This window comes from Micromonospora pattaloongensis, from assembly GCF_900107255.1.
In the GTDB taxonomy this organism is placed as follows: Bacteria; Actinomycetota; Actinomycetes; order Mycobacteriales; family Micromonosporaceae; genus Micromonospora_I; species Micromonospora_I pattaloongensis.
In genome coordinates, this window is the sequence record NZ_FNPH01000001.1 from 106,607 (window position 1) to 128,768 (window position 22,162).

The following is a 22,162-nucleotide window of genomic DNA, read 5'->3' on the forward strand; positions in this document are numbered from 1 at the left end:
GCGCGACCCACCTCACCCGCGTCCCGCGGCGGCCGCGGTCGACACCGGCCCCGCGCGGCCGCCGCTGACCCGCCCCAGCGCCCAGAGCAGAACGGCCTGCACCACCGCGGCCAGATGTCCGATCTCGTGCACCAGCAGCGTCGTGGAGTTGGCGATGTCCACCGCGCTGGTGCCGGCGAGGCAGACGGCGAGCACGAAGGCGACCGGCACGAACGCCTGCGCCCGCTCCGGGCGGTACGCGGCGAGCGCGAAACCGACCGCGAGCGCGACATCGAACGAGGCCATCTCCCGGCTGGTGTGCGGATCGACGGCGACACCGAAGCCGGCGAGCAGGATCGGCAGCGCGACCGCGAGCTGGGCGACGGCCGCCACCGCCACCGCGACCCGCAGGATCTGCCGGCGCCCCCGCGCGGCCGCGGCCGCCCGGCGCCGGGCCGCGGCCGGGCCCCGCGGGTCGGCCGCCACGGCGGCGAGCACCGCGGCGGTCAGGTCCGGCACCTCGGCCGGCTGCACCCGCACCGCGCGGGTCACCTGCTCGGCCCGCGCCAGCCAGACCCGGCAGGCGGCGCAGCCCGCCAGGTGCCCGTCCAGCCGGGCCGCCGGCGCCTGCGGGTCCTCGCCGTCCAGCCGCGCCGACAGCGCGATCCGAATCTCGTCGCACGTCATGCGGGGATAGTCGGTCGCCGGGCGGAAAAAGTTCCCGGCAGCTGCGGGCCGCGACGGGGGACACACCGATCGACGCCCGCCGCGTACCCTGGGTTGCCGTGATCCCGGCTCCGCGTGACGCACGGGTCGGCGTGGGCGACGGCGAGGGCGCCGACGCGCCGGCCGGCTTTGTGCTGGACGACGCCACGCACTGGGCGCTCGCCGCCCGCGACGGCGACGCCGTGGCCCCGGCCGCCTTCGTGCGGGCCACCCAGGCCGAGCTGTGGCGCTTCGTGGCCGCCCTGGTCGACACCAACAGCGCCGACGACCTGACCCAGGAGACCTATCTGCGCGCGTTCCGGGCGCTGCCCTCGTTCGAGGGGCGCGCGACCGCCCGCACCTGGCTGCTCGGCATCGCCCGGCGCGCCTGCGCCGACCACCTGCGGACGGTGGTCCGGCGCCGGGAGCTCGACCGGCGCCTCGCGGCGCACGCCGACGCCGAGATCGGGCACCCCGACCCCGCGCTGCACCTCGGCGCCACCGACCTGCTGCGCCGGCTCCCCGACGAGCGCCGCGCCGCCTTCGTGCTCACCCAGGTGCTGGGGCTGTCCTACGCCGAGGCCGCGACGATCGAGGACGTGCCGGTCGGCACGATCCGCTCCCGGGTCGCGCGGGCCCGCGCCGACCTGGTCACCGCCGTCGGCGAGGCGCTCGCCAGCTGATTAACCCGGACGAAAAGCGGAACTCCGTCCGCGACCCGAACGACTAACGATCGTGACGGAGCGCATGTCCCGGTGGCGGACGGTCCAACCCTGGCTCGGCACCGCGGCGCGGATGGGGCTCGCCGCGGTGTGGCTCTACGCCGGCGCGACGAAGGTCGGCGACCTGGCCGCCTCCGGGCGGGCCGTCAACGCCTACCGCGTCATGCCGTACGAGCTGGCGCGCGTGATCGGCGCCGCGCTGCCCTTCGTGGAGATCGCGCTCGGCGTACTCCTGCTGCTGGGCCTCGCGACCCGCCTGGTCGCCGGCGTCTCCGCGGCGTTGCTGCTGGTCTTCATCGCCGGCATCGCCTCGGCCTGGGTCCGCGGGCTGGCGATCGACTGCGGCTGCTTCGGCACCGGCGGCGAGCTGCCGGCCGGGCAGAGCCCGAGCTACGGCCCGGAGCTGCTGCGCGACCTGGGCTTCCTGCTGCTCGCCGCGTTCCTCCTGGGCTGCCCCCGCACCCGACTGTCCGTAGATTCCTTCCTCGACCGGCGGTGAGCACCCGATGAGCAAACGAACCGGCCAGAAGGCGGCCGCCCGGATGGTGCGCGATGAGATCGCGCGGGAGCGCCGACGCAGGCGCACCCTCTGGACCTCGGTCGTCGCGGTGATCGCGCTGGCGATCGCGGGCATGATCGGGTACGTCGTCTACTCCAATCAGCGCCCGCACACGTACACCGCGCCGCCGGGGGCCGTCGACGACGCCTCGGGCATCGCCGTCGGCACCGGGCCGGTCAAGCTCGACCTGTACGAGGACTTCATCTGCCCGGCGTGCCGGCAGTTCGAGCAGCAGGGCGGTGCGACCGTCGACCAGCTGATCGCCGCCAACAAGGTGACGTTGATCTACCACCCGGTCGCCTACCTCGACCGGTTCTCCAGCACCCGCTACTCGACGCGCTCGTCCGCGGCCTCCGCCTGCGCCGCGGAGGGCGGCAAATACCGGGAGTACGCCAGGGCGCTCTTCGAACGGCAGCCCCCCGAGGGCGGGGCCGGGCTCTCCGACGACGAGCTCATCTCGATCGGCAGTGGCATCGGGCTGGGAGATACCTTCGGTCGGTGCGTACGCGACGGAAAGTACACGGCATGGACGGCACACGTCACCGACGCGGCCAGCAAGCGGGGCGTGATCGGCACCCCGAGCGCGTACGTCAACGGCAAGCCGACCGACAGCAACCCGCAGGCCATCACGGCCGCGGTCGACGCGGCGGGCAAGTGATCGGGCGCGCCCTCGCGGCCGTCGTCGCCGGCGTCGTCGCCGCGCTCGCCGGTGCCGCCCCGGCCGCCGCGCACGGGGCCGACGCCCCCGACGGCACCGACTACCGCACCGCGGTGACCGAGGTGACCCCGCCGGTCGCCGGGCTCACCGTGCGCGCGGTCGAGGCCGGCGCCCGCATCGAGGTCAGCAACCGCACCGGCCGCACCATCGAGGTGCTCGGCTACGAGGGCGAGCCCTACCTGGAGCTGCGCCCCGACGGCGTCTATCAGAACCAGCGCTCCCCCGCCGCGTACCTGAACGAGACCCTCGCCGGTGACACCCAGCCGCCGGCCACCGCCGACCCGACCCTGCCGCCGCTCTGGGAACGCGTCGCGACCGAGCCGGTGGTGCGCTGGCACGACCACCGCACCCACTGGATGAGCGCCACCCCGCCGCCCGCGGTCAGCGCCGATCCCGGCCGCGAACACCGCGTCCGCGACTGGGTGGTGCCGCTGCGCGACGGCGTCGCCGCCATCGAGGTGCACGGGACGCTGGACTGGGTGCCGCCGCCCAGCCCGGGCCTCTGGTGGGCGGTCAGCCTGCTCGGCGCGCTCGCCGTCGGCGCGCTCGGGCTGCTGCCCGCGCCGTCCCGGGCCGGCCGGGCCGGCACCGTCGCGCTCGCCGCGCTCGGCACCGCCGCCGGCCTGCTCGCCGTCGGCTATGCCGTCGGCCGCGAACTCGATGCCGGGGCGGAGACGCTCGGCGCGATCCTGCAGGGGCTGCTCGTCGGCCAGATCTGGCCGGTGCTGACCGGGCTCGGGGCGCTCGCCGCCGCGGCGTACGCCCTCGCCCGACGCCCGGCCACCGACTTCGCGCTCGCGCTGGCCGGCGCCTGCCTGGGCATCTTCGGCGGCGCCGCGAACGCCGCGGTCTTCACCCGGGCGATCGCCCCGGTCCCGTGGCCGGCCGGCACGGCACGGACCGTGATCGTCGTGGTCATCGCCACCGGGGCCGGCATGGCGCTCGCCGGCGCGCTGCGGATGCACGCCGCCTCCCGCGCACCCCGCGATGATCCGCGTGATCAGGGGCCCGTCTCACGGCACGCCGACGACTCGCCCGAATCACTCCCTGATCACGCGGATCAGTGGGGGGCGGGGAGTGGCGGGGTGAAGCCGTAGGGGAGTTCTAGGCGGTGCCGGGCCAGCAGCGGGGGGTCGGTTAGGAGGTGGGGGGTGGGGGCGTCGGCGACGATGCGGCCCGCGTCGAGGATGACGGAGCGCTCGCAGAGCTCCAGCGCGTACGGCAGGTCGTGGGTGACCATGAGCAGGGTCACCGGCAGCGCCCGGAGGATCCCGGCGAGCTCGCGGCGCGAGGCCGGGTCGAGGTTGGACGAGGGCTCGTCCAACACCAGGATCTCCGGACGCATCGCCAGCACGGTGGCGACCGCCACCCGGCGGCGCTGCCCGAACGACAGGTGGTGCGGGGCCCGGTCACGGTGCTCCGTCATGCCGACCGCCGCCAGCGCCTCGTCGACCCGCGCCGCCAGCTCCGCGCCGCGCAGCCCGAGATTCGCCGGGCCGAACGCGACATCCTCCCCCACCGTCGGCAGGAAGAGCTGATCGTCGGGGTCCTGGAAGACGATCCCCACCCGGCGCCGGATCTCCGCGAGCGTGCGCCGGTCCCGGTCGACGGTGAGCCCGGCCACCGATACGACGCCGCCGCCACCGCCCAGGACGCCGTTCAGGTGCAGGACCAGCGTGGTCTTGCCGGCGCCGTTTGGGCCCAGCAACGCGACCCGCTCGCCGCGGGCCACGGTCAGATCGACCCCGTCCAGCGCGACGTGCCCGTCGGGGTAGGCGTAGCGCACCCCGCGCACGTCCAGGGACGGGGTGGTCCCCCCGGCGAGCTCCACGCCCATCGCTGCTCCCGTCATGTCAGGACGGCCGTCGGCGCGGCGGCTCAGCGGAGAACCGTCGCCGCGACGGCGATCGTCGCCGCGGCGAGCGGTACGACCGCCGCGGCGACCCATTGTCCCGCGGTCGCGACGCCGGTCGCGTGCCAGGCCGCCGGCATCCGACCGTCGTACCCCCGCGAGACCATCGCCAGGTAGACCCGCTCGCCCCGCTCGAACGCGCGCAGGAACAGCGCACCCACCCCGGCCGCGAAGCCGCGCAGCTGCCACAGGAACCGCGGGTCGTCGCCGCGGGAGATCCGCGCCACCCGCATCCGCCGCGCCTCAGCGGCGAGCACGTCGAGATAACGCAGCATGAAGGTGGCGATCTGGGTGAGGATCTGGGGGCACCGCAGCCGGTCCAGCCCGACGATCAGGTCGCGGGACGTGGTGGTGGCGGCCAGGATCAGCGACGCCAGCACCCCGAGCGTCCCCTTCGCCAGGATGTTCCAGCCGCCGTACAGCCCCTCGACCGACAGCCGCAGCCCGAGCCAGTCGACCCGCTCGCCGCCGGCCAGGAACGGCAGCGCCAGCGCGAACACGACGAACGGCAGCTCGATCAGGGCGCGCTTCGCCAGCCAGCCGGCCGGGATCCGGCCGAGCGCCGCGACCGCGACGATCAGCGCGGCGTAGCCGGCGAAGGCCCAGAGCGCCTCCCGCGGGGTGACGACCACCACGAGGGTGTACGCCGCCATCGCCGCGATCTTCACCTCGGGCGGCAGCCGGTGCAGCACGCCGTCGCGTTCCAGGTGCAGCACGTGCGCGTGCCCCTGCCCCGTCTCCGCAGCTCCCATCGACGCTATTCCGGCGTCGGCGTGCGGCGGCCGCGCGCCAACCAGAAGACGCCGCCGCCGACCGCGAAGGTGAGCAGCACGCCGGCCACGCCGGAGATCGCCGTGGCGAGGTACGGGTTCTGCACGCCGCGCAGCGCGTAGTCGGCGAACGGGCTGTCGCCCAGCTCATGATCCTTCGCGTTGCTCGCCATGCACGTCCCGCCGGTGATCTCGCCGTGCGCGTCGACCGTGCAGCCCTTCGTGGACGCCGAGTCGAGCCCGTCCGGCGAGCCGGAGGCGAAGTTGCTCACCACGCCGGCGAGCAGGAGCGACACCAGCAGGCCGCTCAGGACGAACCACGTCGTGCGCTTCACGCCACACCTCCGGGCGTCGGCACCGGGCGCGCCGGCGCGGGCGGGGCGACCGCGTCGCGGCGCAGGCCGCGCAGCGCGTACACCAGGTCGGGGCGGGTCCTGGCGACCGTGACCACCGTGGTCGCGGCGATCAGCCCCTCGCCGATGCCGATCAGCGTGTGGGTGCCGGCCATCGCCATCGCGATCTCGCCGAGGCCGTAGCTCTCCAGCCGGGTGGTGCCGCCGAGGGCGTACTGCACGACGAAGCTCAGCGACGCGGCGACCACGCTGACCACCGACGCGGCGAAGGCGGTGACCGCCAGGCCGGTCGGGGTGCGCGGCAGGACCCGCAGCAAGAGCGCGATCAGCGCGTACGCCGCCGCGGTGCCGACCAGCGCCATGTTGGTGACGTTCGGGCCGATCGCGGTGACCCCGCCGTCGGCGAAGACCAGTGCCTGCACGATCAGCACCACCGACACGCAGAGCGCGCCGACCCAGGGCCCGACCAGCAGCGCGGCCAGCGCCCCGCCGACCAGGTGGCCGCTGACGCCGGGCAGCACCGGGAAGTTGAGCATCTGGACGGCGAAGATGAAGGCCGCGACCAGTCCGGCCATCGGCGCGAGCCGATCGTCGAGGTCACGCCGGCCGCGGACCACGCAGAAGCCGAAGGTGACGGCGGCGAGCACGGCGTACCCGAGGCTGACGGGGGCGTCGAGCACCCCGTTCTGGATGTGTAGCGCGAGCTCGTTCACTGGCCCCTCCCCTGGCGTTCCCGACCGATCGTCAGCCTATTTCCCCACGCTCGTTGTTGCCAAGTTATTGCAATAAGCCGGATGCCCGTCCCCGAACGCCCGCCGCACGCGCCGGTAGGGTTTGCGCATGACCCGACTCGCGCCCGGCGACCCCGCGCCCGACTTCTCGCTCCCCACCGACACCGGCGAGACGCTCTCCCTCAAGGAACTGCGCGGCCGCAAGGTCGTGCTCTACGCGTACCCGGCCGCGATGACCCCCGGCTGCACCAAGCAGGCCTGCGACTTCCGCGACTCGCTCGCCTCGCTGCAGGCCTCCGGGTACGAGGTCGTCGGCATCTCCCCCGACAAGCCCGCGAAGCTGGCGACGTTCCGGGAGCGCGACGCGCTGACCTTCCCGCTCGTCTCCGACGCCGACAAGGCGGTGCTGACCGCGTACGGGGCGTTCGGCGAGAAGCAGCTCTACGGCAAGACGGTGACCGGGGTGATCCGCTCGACCTTCGTGATCGACGAGGACGGGAAGATCGAGAAGGCGCTGTACAACGTCAAGGCCACCGGGCACGTCGCCAAGCTCCGCCGGGACCTGGGCCTGGACTGACCGCGCCGCTCGTCGGCGGCTCGGCGGTCAACCGGTCTCGGCCGACACGCTCTAGACTTTCCCCCACGCGGGAGTGGCGGAATTGGCAGACGCGCGGGATTTAGGTTCCCGTGCCTTCGGGCGTAGGGGTTCAAGTCCCCTCTTCCGCACGACGACGCACCGGCCCGGCCGAACGATCCGCACGATCCTCCGGCCGGGCCGCGCGTTGTTAGGTGCGACACGGATGACCGCGACCGCCGTGGTTGCGTCCGCTGTGCGGTGAAGGATGGCGGGCATGGAGCTGCGATTCGTCCTCGATCCCGAGCTCACCGTCGATCTGCGGGAGCAGATCATCTCGCTGTGGACCGACGTGACCAACGCCGGCGGGGCCGTCGGCTTCGTCGCGCCGGTCACCCGGGACGAGGTGCGGGTCACCGCCGACGCCACGTTCGCGGGCGTCGCGGAGGGGCACGACCGCCTGCTGATCGGGTACGAGGACGGCCGGCTCGTCGCGCTGCTCTTCTTCACCGGCAACCGGTTCGCGCTCAAGGAGCACTTCTGCGTCCTCAAGCGCGTGATGGTGCACCCCGACTGCCAGGGGCGCGGGTACGGCGTCGCGCTGATGCGGGAGGCCGAGCGCCTCGCGCGCGGCTTCGGGTTGGCGGCGCTGCACATCACGGCGCGCGGCGGGCTCGGCCTGGAGGCGTTCTACGAGCGCTGCGGCTACAAGGAGGTCGGCCGGCTGCCGGGGGCGCTGCGGGTGGCGCCCGGCGACGACCGCGACGAGGTGCTGATGTGGCTGGCGCTGGCCTGAGCCGGGTCCGCGCAACCGATCGGAGACAGAACTAGGGCTGCGGCTCCAGGGGGTCGCCGACCGCGATCGGGCCGGTGCCGTCGGGAATGAGGTAGAGGCCGAACATCAGGTCCTGGTCGACGTTGCGGTGCTCGCCCAGGACGCGCAGCGGCTGCCGCCCCCGCTCGCCGGTCTCCTGGTCGGTGGTGGTCACGACGCAGCGATCGCACGGCTTGACCGCGCGGAACAGCACGTCACCGATCCGCAGCCGCCGGCCCACCCAGTCGTCCTCGGCCCACGGCGCCGCCCCGGCGACCACGACGTTGGGGCGGAACCGGGTCATCGGCAGCGGCCCTTCGACGTCGCCCGACTCGAACAGCCAGCCGTTGAGCGCGTCGAGCGAGGCGGCGTTGCCGAGCAGCAGCGGGTAGCTGTCGGCGAAGCTGACCCGGTCGGTCGGCCCGCTGTACGCCGGGTCGATGGGGCGGCGGGTCGGGTCGTGGAGCCAGACCAGCCGCACCGGCCGACCGAGCAGCGCGCTGAACCACTCGTCGGCGGCGGCCCCGGCGCGGGTCGCGGCCAGCGTGGACGACCAGACCGTCACGTCGATCAGGTCGCCGTCGTCGGGGCGCGGCACGCGCAGCTCCGGCCGGCCGCCGGCGTGGACGGCCAGGCCGCCGTCCGGCTGCGGCACCGGCTGGATCCGGGCCAGCAGCGGGATGTCGCGCTGCGTCAGCGCGCGCCCGTCGGGCCGCACCAGCAGCCACCGCCGGTCGCCCGCCAGGCCCCACGGCTCCACCTGCGCGCCGTCGTGGTCGAGCCGGTGACAGCCCTTGATCGGGTAGGTGTGCAGCGACTCGATCCGCATCTCGCCGGCCCCCTCACCAGGCCAGGCCGATGCCGTCGCCCGGGAACCAGTGGCGGGCCGGGGTCTCGCGGTAGGCGAGGAAGCGGCGGCCGGTCCGCTCGGCGTGCTGACCGAGCACGTTGGTGACCGTGACGTTGTCGGTGAGCAGGAGGGCGTCGGGCGCGAGCTTCGGCTCGATCGCCTCGAACTCGCGGCGTTCGTGCGCGACGCTGTGGTCACTGTCGTGCAGGAACATGTCGACCGGGCGGTCGAGCGCCCCGATCGAGGCGATCGAGTCGCCGATGACCAGGTCGACGACGTCGCTCCACGGGCTGGCCTTGGCGAGGTACCCGGCCTCGGGGTTGATGTCCAGCGACGTGACCCGCCCCGGATGCCCCTCGGCGGCGTTGCGCAGCAGGGCGGCGGCGAGCACGCAGCTGCCGAGCCCCTTGTCGACGCCGGTCTCGACGACGTGGGCGGGGCGCTTGGCCCGCACGATGGCGTACCAGCCGATCCGGCGGGCGTACCGGACGTGGCGGTCGGCGAGGCCGCGGCGGGCGGAGTTCGCGGTGGTCTGCTCGATGTGCGCGCGCAGCTCGGCGTTCTGCTCGATCTCGGCGAAGTAGCCGCGCACCTGCTTGACGGGGACGTCACAGGTGACGCTGACGAACCAGGCCAGGTGTTCGCGGCTGAGGCCGGTCAGGTCGTACGTGTAGTTGTGGTGCTCGCGGGAGGTGAAGAGCCAGCGGGCAGAGGCCCGGAGCACGCGCGCGTCGTGCCGGGCCACCCGGGCCAGCCGCTTGGGGAAGGCGGCGACCGGAGCGAGGGGGGTGCGCGCGATGGTGCGCCGGAAGTTGGTCGCGGTCACTGGGCCGTTTTATCACGAACAGCGCGGGACATTGCACCCTGAATGAGTTCATGCATAGAGTCAGCGCGTGAATGACAACGGCGTCATGGCGGATGGGCAGGTGGAACGCGTCCTCGACCTCTTCCAGGGCGCGCGCCTGACCCCGACGCAGCGCCGGATCGCGCAGAGCCTGGTACGGCACGCCGGCGCTGCCGCCTTCATGTCCGCCGCCGAGGTCGCCGAGCTGGCCGAGGTCAGCCAGCCGTCGGTGACCCGGTTCGCGATGGCGCTCGGCTACGACGGGTTCCCGGCGCTGCGCCGGCGGCTCCGCGACGTCGTCACCCAGGCGCCGCCCGCCGAGGGCGCGGCCGCCGGCAACGAACTGCAGCGGGCGGTTCGGGCCGAGGTCGCGAACCTGCGACACCTGGCCGACCAGCTCGCCGACCGGGAGCGGGTGGCCGCCGCCGGGGCGCTGCTCGCCGCGAGCCGCCCGCTGCCGGTGCTCGGGCTGCGCGCCGCCGCGCCGCTGGCCGCGTACTTCGCGTACTTCGCGGCCAAGGTCCACCCCGACGTGCGGGTGCTCGACTCCGGCGGCAGCCTGCTCGCCGACCGCCTCGACCAGGCCCGCGCCGCCGGGGCGGGCGCGCTGCTCGCCATCGTGCTGCCGCGGTACCCGCGGGAGGCGATCGAGGCGCTGCGCGAGGCGCGGGACGCCGGGCTCGCCATCGTCGCCATCACCGACTCGGCGATCAGCCCCGCCGCCGAACTGGCCGACATCGCGTTGCCGGCCGCGGTCGGCGCCCAGCTCGTCTTCGACCTGCACACCGCGCCGATGACGCTGTCGATGGTGCTGCTGCAGGCCATCTGCGACGCCGCACCGGCCGAGGCGCAGCACCGCCTCGAGGAGTTCGAGCGCTCCGCCAACCGACGACACGTCTTCGTCAACTAGGAGATCGCCATGTACGAGCCCGTCCGCGCACCCCGCGGGACCGCCCGCACCGCACCCGGCTGGCCGCAGGAGGCGGCCCTCCGGATGCTCATGAACAACCTCGACCCGGAGGTCGCCGAGCGCCCCGAGGAGCTCGTCGTCTACGGCGGCACCGGGCGGGCGGCCCGGGACTGGCCGTCGTACCACGCGATGATCCGCACGCTCGGCACGTTGGCCGACGACGAGACCATGCTCGTGCAGTCCGGGCGGCCGGTCGGGGTCTTCCGCACGCACGAGTGGGCGCCGCGGGTGCTGCTGGCCAACTCGAACCTGGTCGGCGACTGGGCGACCTGGCCGGAGTTCCGGCGGCTGGAGAAGCTCGGCCTGACCATGTACGGCCAGATGACCGCCGGCTCGTGGATCTACATCGGCACCCAGGGCATCCTGCAGGGCACGTACGAGACGTTCGCGGCGGTCGCGGCCAAACGCTTCGGCGGCAGCCTCGCCGGCACGCTGACGCTGACCGCCGGCTGCGGCGGGATGGGCGGCGCCCAGCCGCTCGCGGTCACCATGAACGGCGGCGCCTGCCTGATCGTCGACGTCGACCCGGCCCGGCTGGCCCGCCGGGTGCAGAACCGCTACCTGGACACCGTCGCCGACTCACTGGACGCCGCCGTGGAGTTGGCGACCGCCGCGAGGCGGGAGCGCCGGGCGCTGTCGGTGGGCGTGGTCGGCAACGCCGCGGTCGTCTTCCCCGAGCTGCTGGTCCGGGGCGTCGAGATCGACATCGTCACCGATCAGACCAGCGCGCACGACCCGCTGTCGTACCTGCCGGTCGGGGTGGAGCTCGCCGACGCGGCCGAGTACGCGGCGGCGAAGCCGGCGGAGTTCACCGACCGGGCGCGGGCATCGATGGCCCGGCACGTCGCGGCGATGGTGGGCTTCCTGGACGCCGGCGCGGAGGTCTTCGACTACGGCAACTCGATCCGCGGCGAGGCGCAGCTCGCCGGCTACGAGCGGGCGTTCGACTTCCCGGGCTTCGTCCCGGCGTACATCCGGCCGCTGTTCTGCGAGGGCAGGGGTCCGTTCCGGTGGGCGGCGCTCTCCGGGGACCCGGCCGACATCGCCGCGACCGACCGGGCGGTGCTGGAGCTCTTCGGCGAGAACGAGTCGCTGGCGCGGTGGATCCGGATGGCCGGCGAGCGGGTCGCGTTCCAGGGGTTGCCGGCGCGGATCTGCTGGCTCGGGTACGGCGAGCGGGACCGGGCGGGGGTGCGCTTCAACGAGATGGTCGCGTCCGGGGAGCTGTCGGCGCCGGTGGTGATCGGCCGGGACCATCTGGACTGCGGCTCGGTCGCCTCGCCGTACCGGGAGACCGAGGCGATGGCCGACGGCTCGGACGCGATCGCGGACTGGCCGCTGCTGAACGCGCTGATCAACACGGCCAGCGGCGCGTCCTGGGTGTCCATCCACCACGGCGGCGGGGTCGGCATCGGCCGGTCGCTGCACGCCGGGCAGGTCTGCGTCGCCGACGGCAGCGCGCTCGCCGGGCAGAAGATCGAGCGGGTGCTCAGCAACGATCCGGGAATGGGCGTGATCCGGCACGTCGACGCCGGATACGACCTCGCCCGTGACGTGGCGACCACGCACGGCGTCCGCATCCCGATGGCCGAGGGCTGAGGCGTGTTCCGGGAGCTGTGGGACGAGATCGCGCCGATCGGGCGGGACCCGCGCACCGGCGGCTACCTGCGGCTGGCGTGGACCGAGCCGGAGCGGGAGCTGCGCGAGTGGTTCGCGGCCCAGGCGGCCCGGCGCGGCATGCCGGTGACCGACGACGGCAACGGCAACCTCTTCGCCTGGCTGGGCGACCCGGCCGACGGCGGCGCCGTGCTGACCGGCAGCCACTTCGACTCGGTGCCGCAGGGCGGCGGATACGACGGGCCGCTCGGCATCGTCAGCGCGTTCCTCGCCGTGGACACGCTGCTCGCCCGGGACGCGCGGCCGCGCCGACCGATCGGCGTCGTCGCGTTCGCCGAGGAGGAGGGCGGGCGCTTCGGGGTGCCGTGTCTCGGGTCGCGGCTGCTGACCGGGGCGCTCGATCCGGACCGGGCGGCGGCGCTGGTCGACCGGGACGGGGTGACGCTCGCGGCGGCGCTCGGCGCCCGACCGGCCGGCGCCGACCCGGACCTGCTGGGGAAGATCGGCGCGTTCGTCGAGCTCCACGTCGAGCAGGGGCGCGCGCTGGCCGAGGTTGACGCCCCGGTCGGGGTGGCGAGCGCGATCTGGCCGCACGGCCGCTGGCGGCTGGACTTCACCGGCGAGGGCAACCACGCCGGCACGACCCTGATGGCCGACCGCCGCGACCCGATGCTGACGTACGCGTTCACGGTGCTGGCCGCGAACAAGGAGGCCCGGCTGCGGGGCGCACACGCCACGATGGGGCGGGTCGAGGTGACGCCGAACGCGACGAACGCGGTCCCGTCGCTGGTGCGCGGCTGGCTCGACGCCCGCGCGGCCGACGCCGCCACGCTCGACGCGCTGCTCGGCGGGGTCACCGCGAAGGCGCGGGACCGGGCCGGCCGCGACGGCACCGCGGTCAGCGTGACCCAGGAGTCGCTGACGCCGGTCGTGGAGTTCGACAACGCCCTGCGCGGCCGGCTCGGCGCCGCGGTCGCCGCCCGGACCGGGCTGCGCGTCCCGGTGCTGCCGACCGGGGCCGGGCACGACGCCGGGGTGCTCTCCGGGCACCTGCCCACCGCGATGCTCTTCGTGCGCAACCCGACCGGGGTGTCGCACTCCCCCGCCGAGACGGCCGGCGACGACGACTGCGTCGCCGGTGTCGAGGCGCTCGCCGCCGCGCTCGGGGAGCTGGCATGCGACTGAGTCGGTGGCACGCCGAGTACGCCTGGCTGGGCCGGCCGGGGCCCGCCGCCGACGTGCTGATCGAGGTCACCGACGGCCGCTTCACCGCCGTGACCGCCGGGGTCACCCCCGCGCCCGCCGACGCCACCCGGCTGGCCGGGCTCACCCTGCCCGGCCTGGCCAACGCGCACTCGCACGCCTTCCACCGGGCGCTGCGCGGGCGCACCCACGCCGAACGCGGGACGTTCTGGACGTGGCGGGACCGGATGTACGAGGTGGCCGCCCGGCTCACCCCGGACCGCTACCTCGCGCTGGCCCGCGCCACGTACGCGGAGATGGCGCTCGCCGGGATCACCTGCGTCGGCGAGTTCCACTACCTGCACCACGACGCCGACGGAGCCCGCTACGCCGACCCGAACGCGATGGGCAGCGCCCTCGTCGAGGCCGCCGCCGCGGCCGGCATCCGGCTGACGCTGCTCGACACCGCCTACCTCACGGCCGGTGTGGACGGCGCGCCCCTGGCCGGCCCGCAACGCCGGTTCGGCGACGGGGACGCGGCGCGCTGGGCGGAACGGGTCGACGCGTTCGCCCCGGCCGGCGCGCACGTCCGACGCGGGGCCGCGATCCACAGTGTCCGGGCGGTCCCGGCCGGGCAGCTGCCCGAGGTCGTCGGGTGGGCGCGCCGGCGGCACGCTCCGCTGCACGTGCACCTGTCGGAGCAGCGCGCCGAGAACGACGCCTGTGTGGCGTACCACGGGAAGACCCCGACCCGGCTGCTCGCCGACGCCGGCGCGCTCGGCCCGGCCACGACGGCGGTGCACGCCACCCACCTGACCGGCGACGACCTGGCGGCGCTCGGCGGCAGCGGCACCGGGGTGTGCCTCTGTCCCACCACCGAGCGGGACCTCGCGGACGGCATCGGGCCGGCGCGCGGGCTGGCCGACGCGGGCAGCCCGCTCAGCCTCGGCAGCGACAGCCACGCGGTGATCGACATGTTCGAGGAGGCGCGCGCGGTCGAGCTGGACGAGCGGCTGCGCACGCAGCAGCGCGGCCACTTCACCCCGGACGAGCTGCTGGGCGCGGCGACCGCGGCCGGGCACGCCGCGCTCGGCTGGGCCGATGCGGGGCGGATCGCGGTCGGCCAGCGCGCCGACCTGGTCACGGTCCGGCTGGACACCGCGCGCACCGCCGGCACCGACCCGGCCGGCGCGGTCTTCGCGGCGACCGCCGCCGACGTCGCGCACGTCGTCGTCGACGGCCGGACCGTGGTCGCCGACGGCCGGCACGTCTCGATCGACGTGCCCCGCGCGCTCCGGCACGCGATCGCGGAGGTGATGCGATGACCCTGCTGATCGACAACATCGGCGAGCTGGTGACCAATGTGGTCGGCGCCGGTGACGGCGGGCCGCTCGGGATCCGGCGCGACGCCGCGCTGCTGATCGAGGAGGGCCGCGTCGCCTGGGTCGGGGCGGCCGCCGACGCGCCCGCCGCCGACCGCCGGATCGACGCGCGGGGGGCCGCCGCGCTGCCCGGTTTCGTCGACAGCCACGCCCACCTGGTCTTCGCCGGCGACCGCGCCGCCGAGTTCGTCGCCCGGATGGCCGGACAGCCGTACACCGGCGGCGGCATCCGCACCACGGTCGCCGCGACCCGCGCCGCCACCGACGGCCAGCTGCGCCGCACCGTCGGGCGTCTGCGCGCCGAGGCGCTGCGGCAGGGCACCACCACGATCGAGATCAAGAGTGGGTACGGCCTGAACGTCGCCGAGGAGGCGCGTGCGCTGCGGATCGCGCGGGAGTTCACCGACGAGACCACGTTCCTCGGCGCGCACGTCGTGCCGGTCGAGTACACCGACCGCCCCGACGACTACGTCGGGCTGATCTGCGGGCCGATGCTGGCCGCCGCCCGGCCGCACGCGCGCTGGATCGACGTGTTCTGCGAGCGGGGCGCCTTCGACGTCGACCACGCCCGGGCGATCCTGGCCTGCGGCCAGGCCGCAGGGCTGGGCGTACGGGTGCACGCCAACCAGCTCGGCCCCGGGCCGGGCGTCCAGCTCGGCGTCGAGCTCGGGGCGGCCAGCGTCGACCACTGCACCCACCTGAGCGACGCCGACGTTGACGCCCTCGCCGACGCGCCGACCGTCGCGACCCTGCTGCCCGGCGCCGAGTTCTCGACCCGGTCGCCGTACCCGGAGGCCCGGCGGCTGCTCGACGCCGGCGTGACCGTCGCGCTGGCGACCGACTGCAACCCGGGCTCGTCGTACACCTCGTCGATGTCGTTCTGCATCGCGCTGGCGGTGCGCGAGATGGGGATGACCCCGGCGGAGGCGGTGTGGGCCGCGACCGCGGGGGGCGCGCGGGCGCTGCGCCGCGACGACATCGGGGTGCTGCGCCCCGGCGCCCGCGCCGACCTGATCCTGCTCGACGCCCCGTCCCACCTGCACCTGGCCTACCGGCCGGGCGTACCCCTGGTAACCCACGTCCTGCACAACGGAGTCCCGCAATGCCAACCGTGACCGTCCAGCCCACCGGGGTGTCCCCGGCCGACGTCCTCGCCGTCGCCCGCGGCGACGCACAGGTCCTGCTCGCCGACTCCACCGTCGCCGCAATGGCGGCCAGCCGGGCCATCGTGGACGGCATCGAGCGCGCCGGGCGCCCCGTCTACGGCGTCTCCACCGGATTCGGGGCGCTGGCCAACACGTCGATCGCGCCGGAGCGCCGCTCGGAGCTGCAGCACGCGCTGATCCGGTCGCACGCCGCCGGCGTCGGCGCGCCGATGCCGCGCGAGGTGGTGCGCGCGATGATGCTGCTGCGGGCGCGGTCCCTGGCGCTCGGCCACTCCGGGGTCCGCCCGGTGGTCGCGCAGGCGCTGGTCGACCTGCTCAACCACGACATCACGCCGTGGGTGCCCGAACACGGCTCGCTCGGCGCGTCCGGCGACCTCGCGCCGCTGGCGCACTGCGCGATGGTGCTGCTCGGCGAGGGGTGGGTGCTGGACAAGTCCGGAGCGCGGCACGACGGCGGCGAGGCGCTGCGACGAGCAGGACTGAGGCCGCTGGAGCTGGCCGCCAAGGAGGGGCTGGCGCTGATCAACGGCACCGACGGGATGCTCGGCATGCTGCTGCTCGCCATCCACGACGCCGCGCACCTGTTCACGATGGCCGACGTGACCGCGGCGCTCGGCATCGAGGCGATGCTCGGCTCGGACCGGCCGTTCCGGCCGGAGCTGCACAGCATCCGGCCGCACCCCGGGCAGGCGGTCTCGGCTGCCAACATCCACCGGCTGCTGCAATCCTCGTCCATCATGGACTCGCACCGCGACGACCTGGCGCACGCGGTGCAGGACGCCTACTCGATGCGGTGCGCCCCGCAGGTCGCCGGCGCGGCCCGGGACACCCTGTCGTTCGCCGAGTCGGTCGCCGGCCGGGAACTGGTGAGCGTGGTGGACAACCCGGTGGTGCTCCCCGACGGCCGGGTCGAGTCGACCGGCAACTTCCACGGCGCGCCGCTCGGCTTCGCCGCGGACTTCCTGGCCATCGCCGCCGCCGAGGTGGGGGCGATCGCCGAACGCCGCGTCGACCGGCTGCTCGACGTCTGCCGCTCCCGCGAGCTGCCCGCGTTCCTCTCCCCCGACCCCGGCGTCAACTCCGGGCTGATGATCGCGCAGTACACGGCCGCCGGGATCGTGGCGGAGAACCGCCGCCTCGCCTCGCCGGCCTCCGTGGACTCGGTGCCGACCTCCGGGATGCAGGAGGACCACGTCTCGATGGGCTGGGCCGCGGCGCGCAAGCTGCGTACCGTGCTGGACAACCTCACCAGCCTGCTCGCGGTCGAGCTGCTCGCCGCGGTCCGGGGCCTGCAGCTGCGCGCGCCGCTCACCCCGTCGCCGGCCGGCCGGGCCGCCGTCGAGACCGTCGCGCGGTTCGCCGGCGAGCCGGGCCCGGACATCTTCCTCGCCCCCGCGATGGAGGCGGCCCGCGCCGTCGTCGCCGGCCGCGACCTCCGCGCCGCCATCGAGTCCGAAGTGGGGCCGCTGGCGTGACGACGGGCTAGCCGCGCGGCACCAGCACCTTCGCGATCACCGTGGCCAGGGCGCGGAACGCCTTGCCGCGGTGGCTGATCGCGTCCTTCTCCGCCGGCGACAGCTCGGCGTTCGTCCGGGTCTGCCCGTCACCGAGGAAGATCGGGTCGTACCCGAATCCGCCGGCGCCGCGCGGCGCGCGCAGCAGCCGCCCGGTCTGCCGGCCGTCCACCAGGTGCTCTTTGCCGCCCGGGAAAGTGTCGTTCGGCAGCACCAGCGCCGCCGCACACACGAACGACGCGCCGCGGTGCTCGTCGGGAACGTCGGCGGTCTGCCCGAGCAGCAGCTCCAGGTTCGCCCGGTCGTCGCCGTGCCGCCCCGCCCACCGGGCGCTGAACACGCCCGGCATCCCGTTCAGGGCGTCGACCGCGATCCCCGAGTCGTCGGCCACCGTCGGCAGCCCGGTGTGGCGGACGCCCTCCCGCGCCTTCAGCAGCGCGTTCTCGCCGAACGTCAGGCCCGTCTCCGGCGCCTCCGGATACTCCGGTACGTCGTTCAGCCCGACCAGCTCCACCCGGTGCCCGCCGAGCGCGGCGTCGAGGATGCGCTGCAGCTCGACCAGCTTCTTGGCGTTGCGGGTGGCCAGCAGCAGCCGGGTCGGCAGCACTCCGGCGTCGGCGGCGCTCATCCGGCCAACGCCGTCCGCTGCGCCTCGGCGAGCTGCGCGCAGCCGGCCACGCCGAGGTCGAGCAGCGCGTTCAGCTGCTCGCGGGGGAACACATTCGCCTCACCCGTGCCCTGCACCTCGACGAAGTCGCCCTCGCCGGTGCACACCACGTTCATGTCCACCTCCGCCGCGACGTCCTCGAGATAGCACAGGTCCGACCGCGCCTCGCCCTCGATGATGCCGACGCTGACCGCGGCGACCGAGCGGTGGATCGCCTGCGCCGGCTTGCCGACGAGCAGCTTGCGCCCGGCCATCCAGGTGACCGCGTCGTGCAGCGCGACGTACGCGCCGGTGATCGCCGCGGTACGCGTCCCACCGTCGGCCTGCAGCACGTCGCAGTCCAGCACGATGGAGTTCTCGCCGAGCGCCTTGAGGTTGACGCAGGCCCGCAGGCTGCGCCCGATCAGGCGGGAGATCTCATGCGTACGCCCGCCGATGCGGCCCTTGACGCTCTCCCGGTCGGAGCGGGTCGTGGTCGCGCGGGGCAGCATCGAGTACTCGGCGGTGATCCAGCCCAGCCCCGAACCCTTGCGCCAGCGCGGCACCCCCTCGGTGACGCTCGCGGTGCACAGCACCTTGGTGTCGCCGAACGCCACCAAAACCGAGCCCTCGGGATGGATGCTCCAGTGCCGGGTCAGGGTCACCGGCCGTAGCTGGTCGGGCTGTCGCCCATCGGGTCGTGCCATGGACGAAGCCTAAGTGCTCCCCGCGGCGGGCCGACCCGGGGTGTCCGCCAACGCCCGACCGCAGTGGTCAGACCTCGTAGCGCGCGCCGGGCCGGACTATCTCGACCGGGCCGGTGAACGTGGACGCCGCCGCCTCGTGCGTCTCCGACTCGCTGCCCCACGCCGCGACCAGATGCGTCAGCAGCAGCTTCCCGACACCCGCCTTCGCCGCGATCTCGCCCGCCTCCCGGCCGGTCAGGTGCAGGTCCGGCGGGTTCGCCACGCCGTCGAGGTAGCTCGCCTCACACAGGAACAGGTCCGCGCCCTGCGCCAGACGCAGCAGCGCCTCGCACGGCGCGGTGTCCGAGGAGTAGACCAGCACGCGCCCCTGGTGTTCCACCCGCACGCCGTACGTCTCGACGGGGTGATTGACGCGGTCGACGCTCACCGAGAACGGACCGATCGGGAAGGTGCCCGGCTGCAGCCCGTAGAAGGTGTAGACGTCGTCGACCGGACCCTCCGCCGGGCTGTAGGCGCTGGCGATCCGGTCCGGCGCACCGGCCGGGGCGTAGACCGGCAACGGCGGGTACGGCCCGTCCGGCGCGTAGCGCCGGACAACCACGTACGTGCAGGCGTCGAGCATGTGGTCACAGTGCAGGTGCGTCAGCAGGATCGCGTCGACGGCGTGCAGCCCGGCGTACCGCTGCAGGGCGGAGAGCGAGCCGGAGCCGAAGTCGATCAACAGACGGAATCCCTCGGCTTCGACGAGGTACGCGGAGCACGCCGACTCCGGACCGGGAAAACTGCCGGCACAGCCGAGAACGGTCAAACGCATCCGGTCGTCCTGGAGGTGCGGGCGGCCACGGACAGCCCGCTGACAACCGCGGTGAAGATCCGTACCGGCGAGTCAATCACGGTGCGCAGCCTACGCTGCGAGGGGTGCAGGCAAGAAAGGTCTGATCCAACTTGTCGCCAACGTGACAAGCCAGGTCGCCGCCGCGGGTCGCCCGCTTCCCGGACCCACACGGCGTTACGCGTAGTGATAGCAATCCGTTGCACAGCGTAAGGGCTCGTCGGCCTCCGGCGGGCGGTACGCAGAGCAGGACGGTGAGCCGTGTCCACCCAAGGCGACAAGTCATCTCTCCGTACCGGCGCCGCGCCGGTCGAACCGACTCGCACCCCGGAGGGCCCGCCGGGACAACCAGCGCCCCGGACCGGAGAACCGGGCGGGCCCCACCTCCCCGATGAACCGCCGACCGGGACGGACGACGCCCCCACCGAGCCGCCGACCGCGGTGCCGCCGACCGCGGTGCCGCCGACGGCGACGGGCGGAGACAGGCGTGCGCTGGAGGTGCCGGTGCCGGTGCAACGCTCCACGGCCGACGACGCAGCGGAGGAGGCCGTCCCCGCGCAGTGCGCCGCGACCGACAATCCGCCGGAGGCGCCCGTCACGGAGGCACCGGTCACGGAGGCAGCGGTCACGCAGGCACCGGTCACGCAGGCAGCGGTCACGCAGGCACCGGTCACGCAGGCACCGCCCACGGTGCCGGAACAACGGGCGGCGGCCGGGGAGCGGCCGCGGCGCACGGCGGAGCCGCCGGACCGGAGCGTCACGGCCGACAAGCGGCCGCCGAACATGCCGGAGCAGCGCAGTGAGCCCGAGCAGCGCAGTGAGCCCGAGCAACGCACTGAGCCCGAGCAACGCACTGAGCCCGAGCAACGCACTGAGCCCGAGCAACGCACTGAGCCGGCGCAACGCACTGAGCCGGCGCAACGCACTGAGCCCGAGCAACGCAGTGAGCCCGAGCAACGCAGTGAGCCCGAGCAACGCACTGAGCCGACGCAGGGCAGTCGGCCCGCGCAACGCGACGGGCGCGAGCAGAGCGGAGAGTCGGCGCACCGGGGCGAGCCGGAGCCGCCCGCGCAGACCGCGGCCGGGCGGCCCGCCGAGTCCGCGGAACCGGGCGCGGAAGGCTGGGAGAAGTCGGCGACCACGCCGGACCGTCCGCTGTGGGCGCCCCGGCGTCCGCCACGGCCAGCGTCCCCCGACGAGCCGCGGCCCGTACTCACGGAGGCGCCCCAGCACCGTCGGCGGCTGATCCGGGTCTTCCGGCTGCCGAGCCCGACCGATCCGTCGCCCGCGTCCGGCCGGCTGCTGGCGATGTCGGCCTGGGCGACCACGCTGGGCGTGCTCGGGCTGGCGGTCGCGCTCTGGGGGCTGGTCGGGATCCTGGCCGAGGCCGTGCCGGCCTGGTACGAGCCGGCGATGGTCGGCACCGGCCTGCTCGGCATCGCGCTGACCGTCGGCGGGTTCACCTCGGTGCAGCGGCCCCGGCTCCCATGGATCATGTTGACACTGGCGACCGCGCCGCTGCTGGCGGCGCTCGGCCTGACCTTCAACGCGCTGCAGCGGTGACGCGTCGATCGGAAACTTTCGCCCCGATCAAGGGCCTGTGCACATGTTCGTGAACAGGCCCTTGATCGACGGGGAGGGTGGGGGCGTCAGGCCCAGAGTTGGCCTTCGAGCGCTTCCTCGGCGTCGGCGAGCGTGCCGCCGTACGCGCCGGTCGACAGATACTTCCAGCCCGCGTCGGCGACCAGGAACGCCACGTCCGCCGGCCGCCCGGCCTTGACGGCCTCGTGCGCGACGGCCAGCGCGGCGTGCAGCACCGCTCCGGTGGAGAAGCCGACGAACAGCCCCTCGACCTCGACGAGCTGCCGGGTACGCAGCACCGCGTCGCGGGTGCCGACGGAGAAGCGCCGGGTCAGCACGCTGGCGTCGTACAGCTCCGGCACGTAGCCCTCGTCGATGTTGCGCAGCCCGTAGACCAGCTCGCCGTAACGCGGCTCGGCGGCGACGATCTGGACGCCCTCCACCTTTTCCCGCAGGTAGCGACCGGTGCCCATGAGCGTCCCGGTGGTGCCGAGCCCGGCCACGAAATGCGTGATCGTGGGCAGGTCGCGCAGCAGCTCGGGACCGGTGGTCTCGTAGTGGGCCCGGGCGTTCGCCTCGTTGCCGTACTGGAACAGCATCACCCAGTCCGGGTGCTCCGCGGAGATCTGCTTGGCGGTGGCGACCGCCTGGTTCGAGCCGCCCGCCGCCGGCGAGAAGATGATCTCCGCGCCGTACATCCGGAGCAGCTGGATCCGCTCGGCGGAGACGTTCTCCGGCATGACGCAGACCAGGCGGTAGCCGCGCAGCTTCGCCACCATCGCCAGCGCGATGCCGGTGTTGCCGCTGGTCGGCTCCAGGATCGTGTCACCGGGGCGGAGCCGGCCGGCCTCCTCCGCCGCGCGCACCATGAACAACGCGGCGCGGTCCTTCACCGAGCCGGTCGGGTTACGGTCCTCCAGCTTCGCCCACAGCCGCACCGGCGGCGCCCCGTCGGGCACCACCGGCGACAGCCGGGGCAGCCCGACGAGGGGCGTGCCGCCGCAGGCGTCGAGCAGACTCTCGTAGCGGGCCAC

At 74.5% G+C, this 22,162-nt stretch carries 24 protein-coding genes and 1 tRNA gene; 14 read left to right on the plus strand and 11 right to left on the minus strand.

Going from position 1 to position 22,162, the window contains the following annotated elements:
* Positions 1-12: 12 nt before the first annotated feature.
* Positions 13-666 (minus strand): zf-HC2 domain-containing protein, encoded by a 654-nt coding sequence (locus BLW47_RS00565; RefSeq protein ID WP_091550032.1) that lies wholly within the window; start codon positions 664-666, stop codon positions 13-15.
* A 98-nt stretch (positions 667-764) separates the two neighbouring features.
* On the opposite strand from BLW47_RS00565, the gene BLW47_RS00570 reads away from it, so the two are divergent.
* From BLW47_RS00570 to BLW47_RS00585, 4 genes are all read left to right on the plus strand, one after another.
* Positions 765-1,367 (plus strand): sigma-70 family RNA polymerase sigma factor, encoded by a 603-nt coding sequence (locus tag BLW47_RS00570; protein WP_425435297.1) that lies wholly within the window; start codon positions 765-767, stop codon positions 1,365-1,367.
* Positions 1,368-1,431: 64 nt separating this feature from the next.
* Positions 1,432-1,905 (plus strand): MauE/DoxX family redox-associated membrane protein, encoded by a 474-nt coding sequence (locus tag BLW47_RS00575; RefSeq protein ID WP_091550037.1) that lies wholly within the window; start codon positions 1,432-1,434, stop codon positions 1,903-1,905.
* 7 nt (positions 1,906-1,912) lie between these two features.
* The gene (locus tag BLW47_RS00580; RefSeq protein ID WP_091550040.1) at positions 1,913-2,623 is read left to right on the plus strand and encodes a DsbA family protein; all 711 of its coding nucleotides are present in this window, start codon (positions 1,913-1,915) and stop codon (positions 2,621-2,623) included.
* A complete protein-coding gene (locus tag BLW47_RS00585) occupies positions 2,620-3,780 on the plus strand; it encodes a hypothetical protein (protein WP_175543454.1) in 1,161 nt (386 codons plus the stop codon). Before BLW47_RS00580 ends, BLW47_RS00585 begins: the two co-directional genes overlap by 4 nt.
* Here the strand turns inward: BLW47_RS00585 and BLW47_RS00590 are convergent.
* The 4 genes from BLW47_RS00590 to BLW47_RS00605 are packed head-to-tail and all read right to left on the minus strand — an operon-like array spanning position 3,744 to position 6,431.
* Positions 3,744-4,520, minus strand: a complete 777-nt coding sequence (locus BLW47_RS00590; protein ID WP_091550042.1) for an energy-coupling factor ABC transporter ATP-binding protein — start codon at positions 4,518-4,520, stop codon at positions 3,744-3,746. The genes BLW47_RS00585 and BLW47_RS00590 overlap by 37 nt on opposite strands.
* A gap of 41 nt (positions 4,521-4,561) precedes the next feature.
* Entirely contained in the window at positions 4,562-5,347 is a 786-nt protein-coding gene (gene cbiQ / locus BLW47_RS00595; RefSeq protein WP_091550045.1) for a cobalt ECF transporter T component CbiQ, read from the minus strand.
* Between the two features lie 5 nt (positions 5,348-5,352).
* Positions 5,353-5,700, minus strand: a complete 348-nt coding sequence (locus BLW47_RS00600) for a PDGLE domain-containing protein (RefSeq protein ID WP_091550047.1) — start codon at positions 5,698-5,700, stop codon at positions 5,353-5,355.
* On the minus strand, positions 5,697-6,431 hold the full coding sequence (locus BLW47_RS00605) for an energy-coupling factor ABC transporter permease (RefSeq protein WP_091550050.1): 735 nt from the start codon (positions 6,429-6,431) through the stop codon (positions 5,697-5,699). The genes BLW47_RS00600 and BLW47_RS00605 overlap by 4 nt, the downstream gene beginning before the upstream one ends.
* A 127-nt stretch (positions 6,432-6,558) precedes the next feature.
* Between BLW47_RS00605 and bcp the strand changes: the two genes are divergently transcribed.
* The 3 genes from bcp to BLW47_RS00620 all read left to right on the plus strand — a co-directional run bounded on the left by bcp (position 6,559) and on the right by BLW47_RS00620 (position 7,819).
* Complete coding sequence (gene bcp, locus BLW47_RS00610; protein WP_091550052.1) at positions 6,559-7,026, plus strand: thioredoxin-dependent thiol peroxidase; 468 nt, start codon at positions 6,559-6,561, stop codon at positions 7,024-7,026.
* A 67-nt stretch (positions 7,027-7,093) separates the two neighbouring features.
* A tRNA-Leu gene (locus BLW47_RS00615) sits at positions 7,094-7,175 on the plus strand.
* Positions 7,176-7,300: 125 nt separating this feature from the next.
* Positions 7,301-7,819, plus strand: a complete 519-nt coding sequence (locus tag BLW47_RS00620; protein ID WP_091552284.1) for a GNAT family N-acetyltransferase — start codon at positions 7,301-7,303, stop codon at positions 7,817-7,819.
* 31 nt (positions 7,820-7,850) lie between these two features.
* On the opposite strand, the gene BLW47_RS00625 is transcribed toward BLW47_RS00620, so the two are convergent.
* A complete protein-coding gene (locus tag BLW47_RS00625; protein ID WP_091550055.1) occupies positions 7,851-8,666 on the minus strand; it encodes an MOSC domain-containing protein in 816 nt (271 codons plus the stop codon).
* 13 nt (positions 8,667-8,679) lie between these two features.
* Entirely contained in the window at positions 8,680-9,513 is an 834-nt protein-coding gene (locus BLW47_RS00630) for a class I SAM-dependent methyltransferase (RefSeq protein WP_091550058.1), read from the minus strand.
* An 85-nt stretch (positions 9,514-9,598) separates the two neighbouring features.
* Here BLW47_RS00630 and BLW47_RS00635 point away from each other — a divergent pair, with 85 nt between their 5' ends.
* From BLW47_RS00635 to hutH, 6 genes are read left to right on the plus strand one after another with little or no spacing between them, the layout of a single operon-like run.
* Positions 9,599-10,441, plus strand: coding sequence for a MurR/RpiR family transcriptional regulator (locus tag BLW47_RS00635; protein ID WP_175543507.1), 843 nt, complete (start codon positions 9,599-9,601; stop codon positions 10,439-10,441).
* 9 nt (positions 10,442-10,450) lie between these two features.
* A complete protein-coding gene (gene hutU / locus BLW47_RS00640; protein ID WP_091550063.1) occupies positions 10,451-12,100 on the plus strand; it encodes a urocanate hydratase in 1,650 nt (549 codons plus the stop codon).
* Between the two features lie 3 nt (positions 12,101-12,103).
* Positions 12,104-13,303 (plus strand): allantoate amidohydrolase, encoded by a 1,200-nt coding sequence (locus BLW47_RS00645; protein ID WP_091550065.1) that lies wholly within the window; start codon positions 12,104-12,106, stop codon positions 13,301-13,303.
* Positions 13,300-14,625 carry a formimidoylglutamate deiminase gene (locus tag BLW47_RS00650; protein WP_175543508.1) on the plus strand — a complete coding sequence of 442 codons (1,326 nt, stop codon included), beginning with the start codon at positions 13,300-13,302 and terminating at the stop codon, positions 14,623-14,625. Before BLW47_RS00645 ends, BLW47_RS00650 begins: the two co-directional genes overlap by 4 nt.
* A complete protein-coding gene (gene hutI, locus BLW47_RS00655) occupies positions 14,622-15,797 on the plus strand; it encodes an imidazolonepropionase (RefSeq protein WP_091550071.1) in 1,176 nt (391 codons plus the stop codon). The genes BLW47_RS00650 and hutI overlap by 4 nt, the downstream gene beginning before the upstream one ends.
* A complete protein-coding gene (gene hutH / locus BLW47_RS00660) occupies positions 15,785-17,323 on the plus strand; it encodes a histidine ammonia-lyase (protein WP_091550074.1) in 1,539 nt (512 codons plus the stop codon). Before hutI ends, hutH begins: the two co-directional genes overlap by 13 nt.
* Before the next feature lie 7 nt (positions 17,324-17,330).
* Here hutH and rdgB read toward each other — a convergent pair whose 3' ends face one another.
* The 3 genes from rdgB to BLW47_RS00675 all read right to left on the minus strand — a co-directional run bounded on the left by rdgB (position 17,331) and on the right by BLW47_RS00675 (position 19,529).
* Complete coding sequence (gene rdgB / locus BLW47_RS00665) at positions 17,331-17,990, minus strand: RdgB/HAM1 family non-canonical purine NTP pyrophosphatase (RefSeq protein ID WP_091550076.1); 660 nt, start codon at positions 17,988-17,990, stop codon at positions 17,331-17,333.
* Positions 17,987-18,715 carry a ribonuclease PH gene (gene rph, locus BLW47_RS00670; protein ID WP_091550079.1) on the minus strand — a complete coding sequence of 243 codons (729 nt, stop codon included), beginning with the start codon at positions 18,713-18,715 and terminating at the stop codon, positions 17,987-17,989. Before rph ends, rdgB begins: the two co-directional genes overlap by 4 nt.
* 67 nt (positions 18,716-18,782) lie before the next feature.
* On the minus strand, positions 18,783-19,529 hold the full coding sequence (locus BLW47_RS00675; protein WP_091550082.1) for an MBL fold metallo-hydrolase: 747 nt from the start codon (positions 19,527-19,529) through the stop codon (positions 18,783-18,785).
* A 528-nt stretch (positions 19,530-20,057) separates the two neighbouring features.
* Between BLW47_RS00675 and BLW47_RS00685 the strand changes: the two genes are divergently transcribed.
* Positions 20,058-21,110 (plus strand): hypothetical protein, encoded by a 1,053-nt coding sequence (locus BLW47_RS00685; RefSeq protein ID WP_175543455.1) that lies wholly within the window; start codon positions 20,058-20,060, stop codon positions 21,108-21,110.
* A gap of 86 nt (positions 21,111-21,196) precedes the next feature.
* Here the strand turns inward: BLW47_RS00685 and BLW47_RS00690 are convergent, their stop codons facing one another.
* Complete coding sequence (locus BLW47_RS00690; RefSeq protein WP_091550087.1) at positions 21,197-22,162, minus strand: PLP-dependent cysteine synthase family protein; 966 nt, start codon at positions 22,160-22,162, stop codon at positions 21,197-21,199.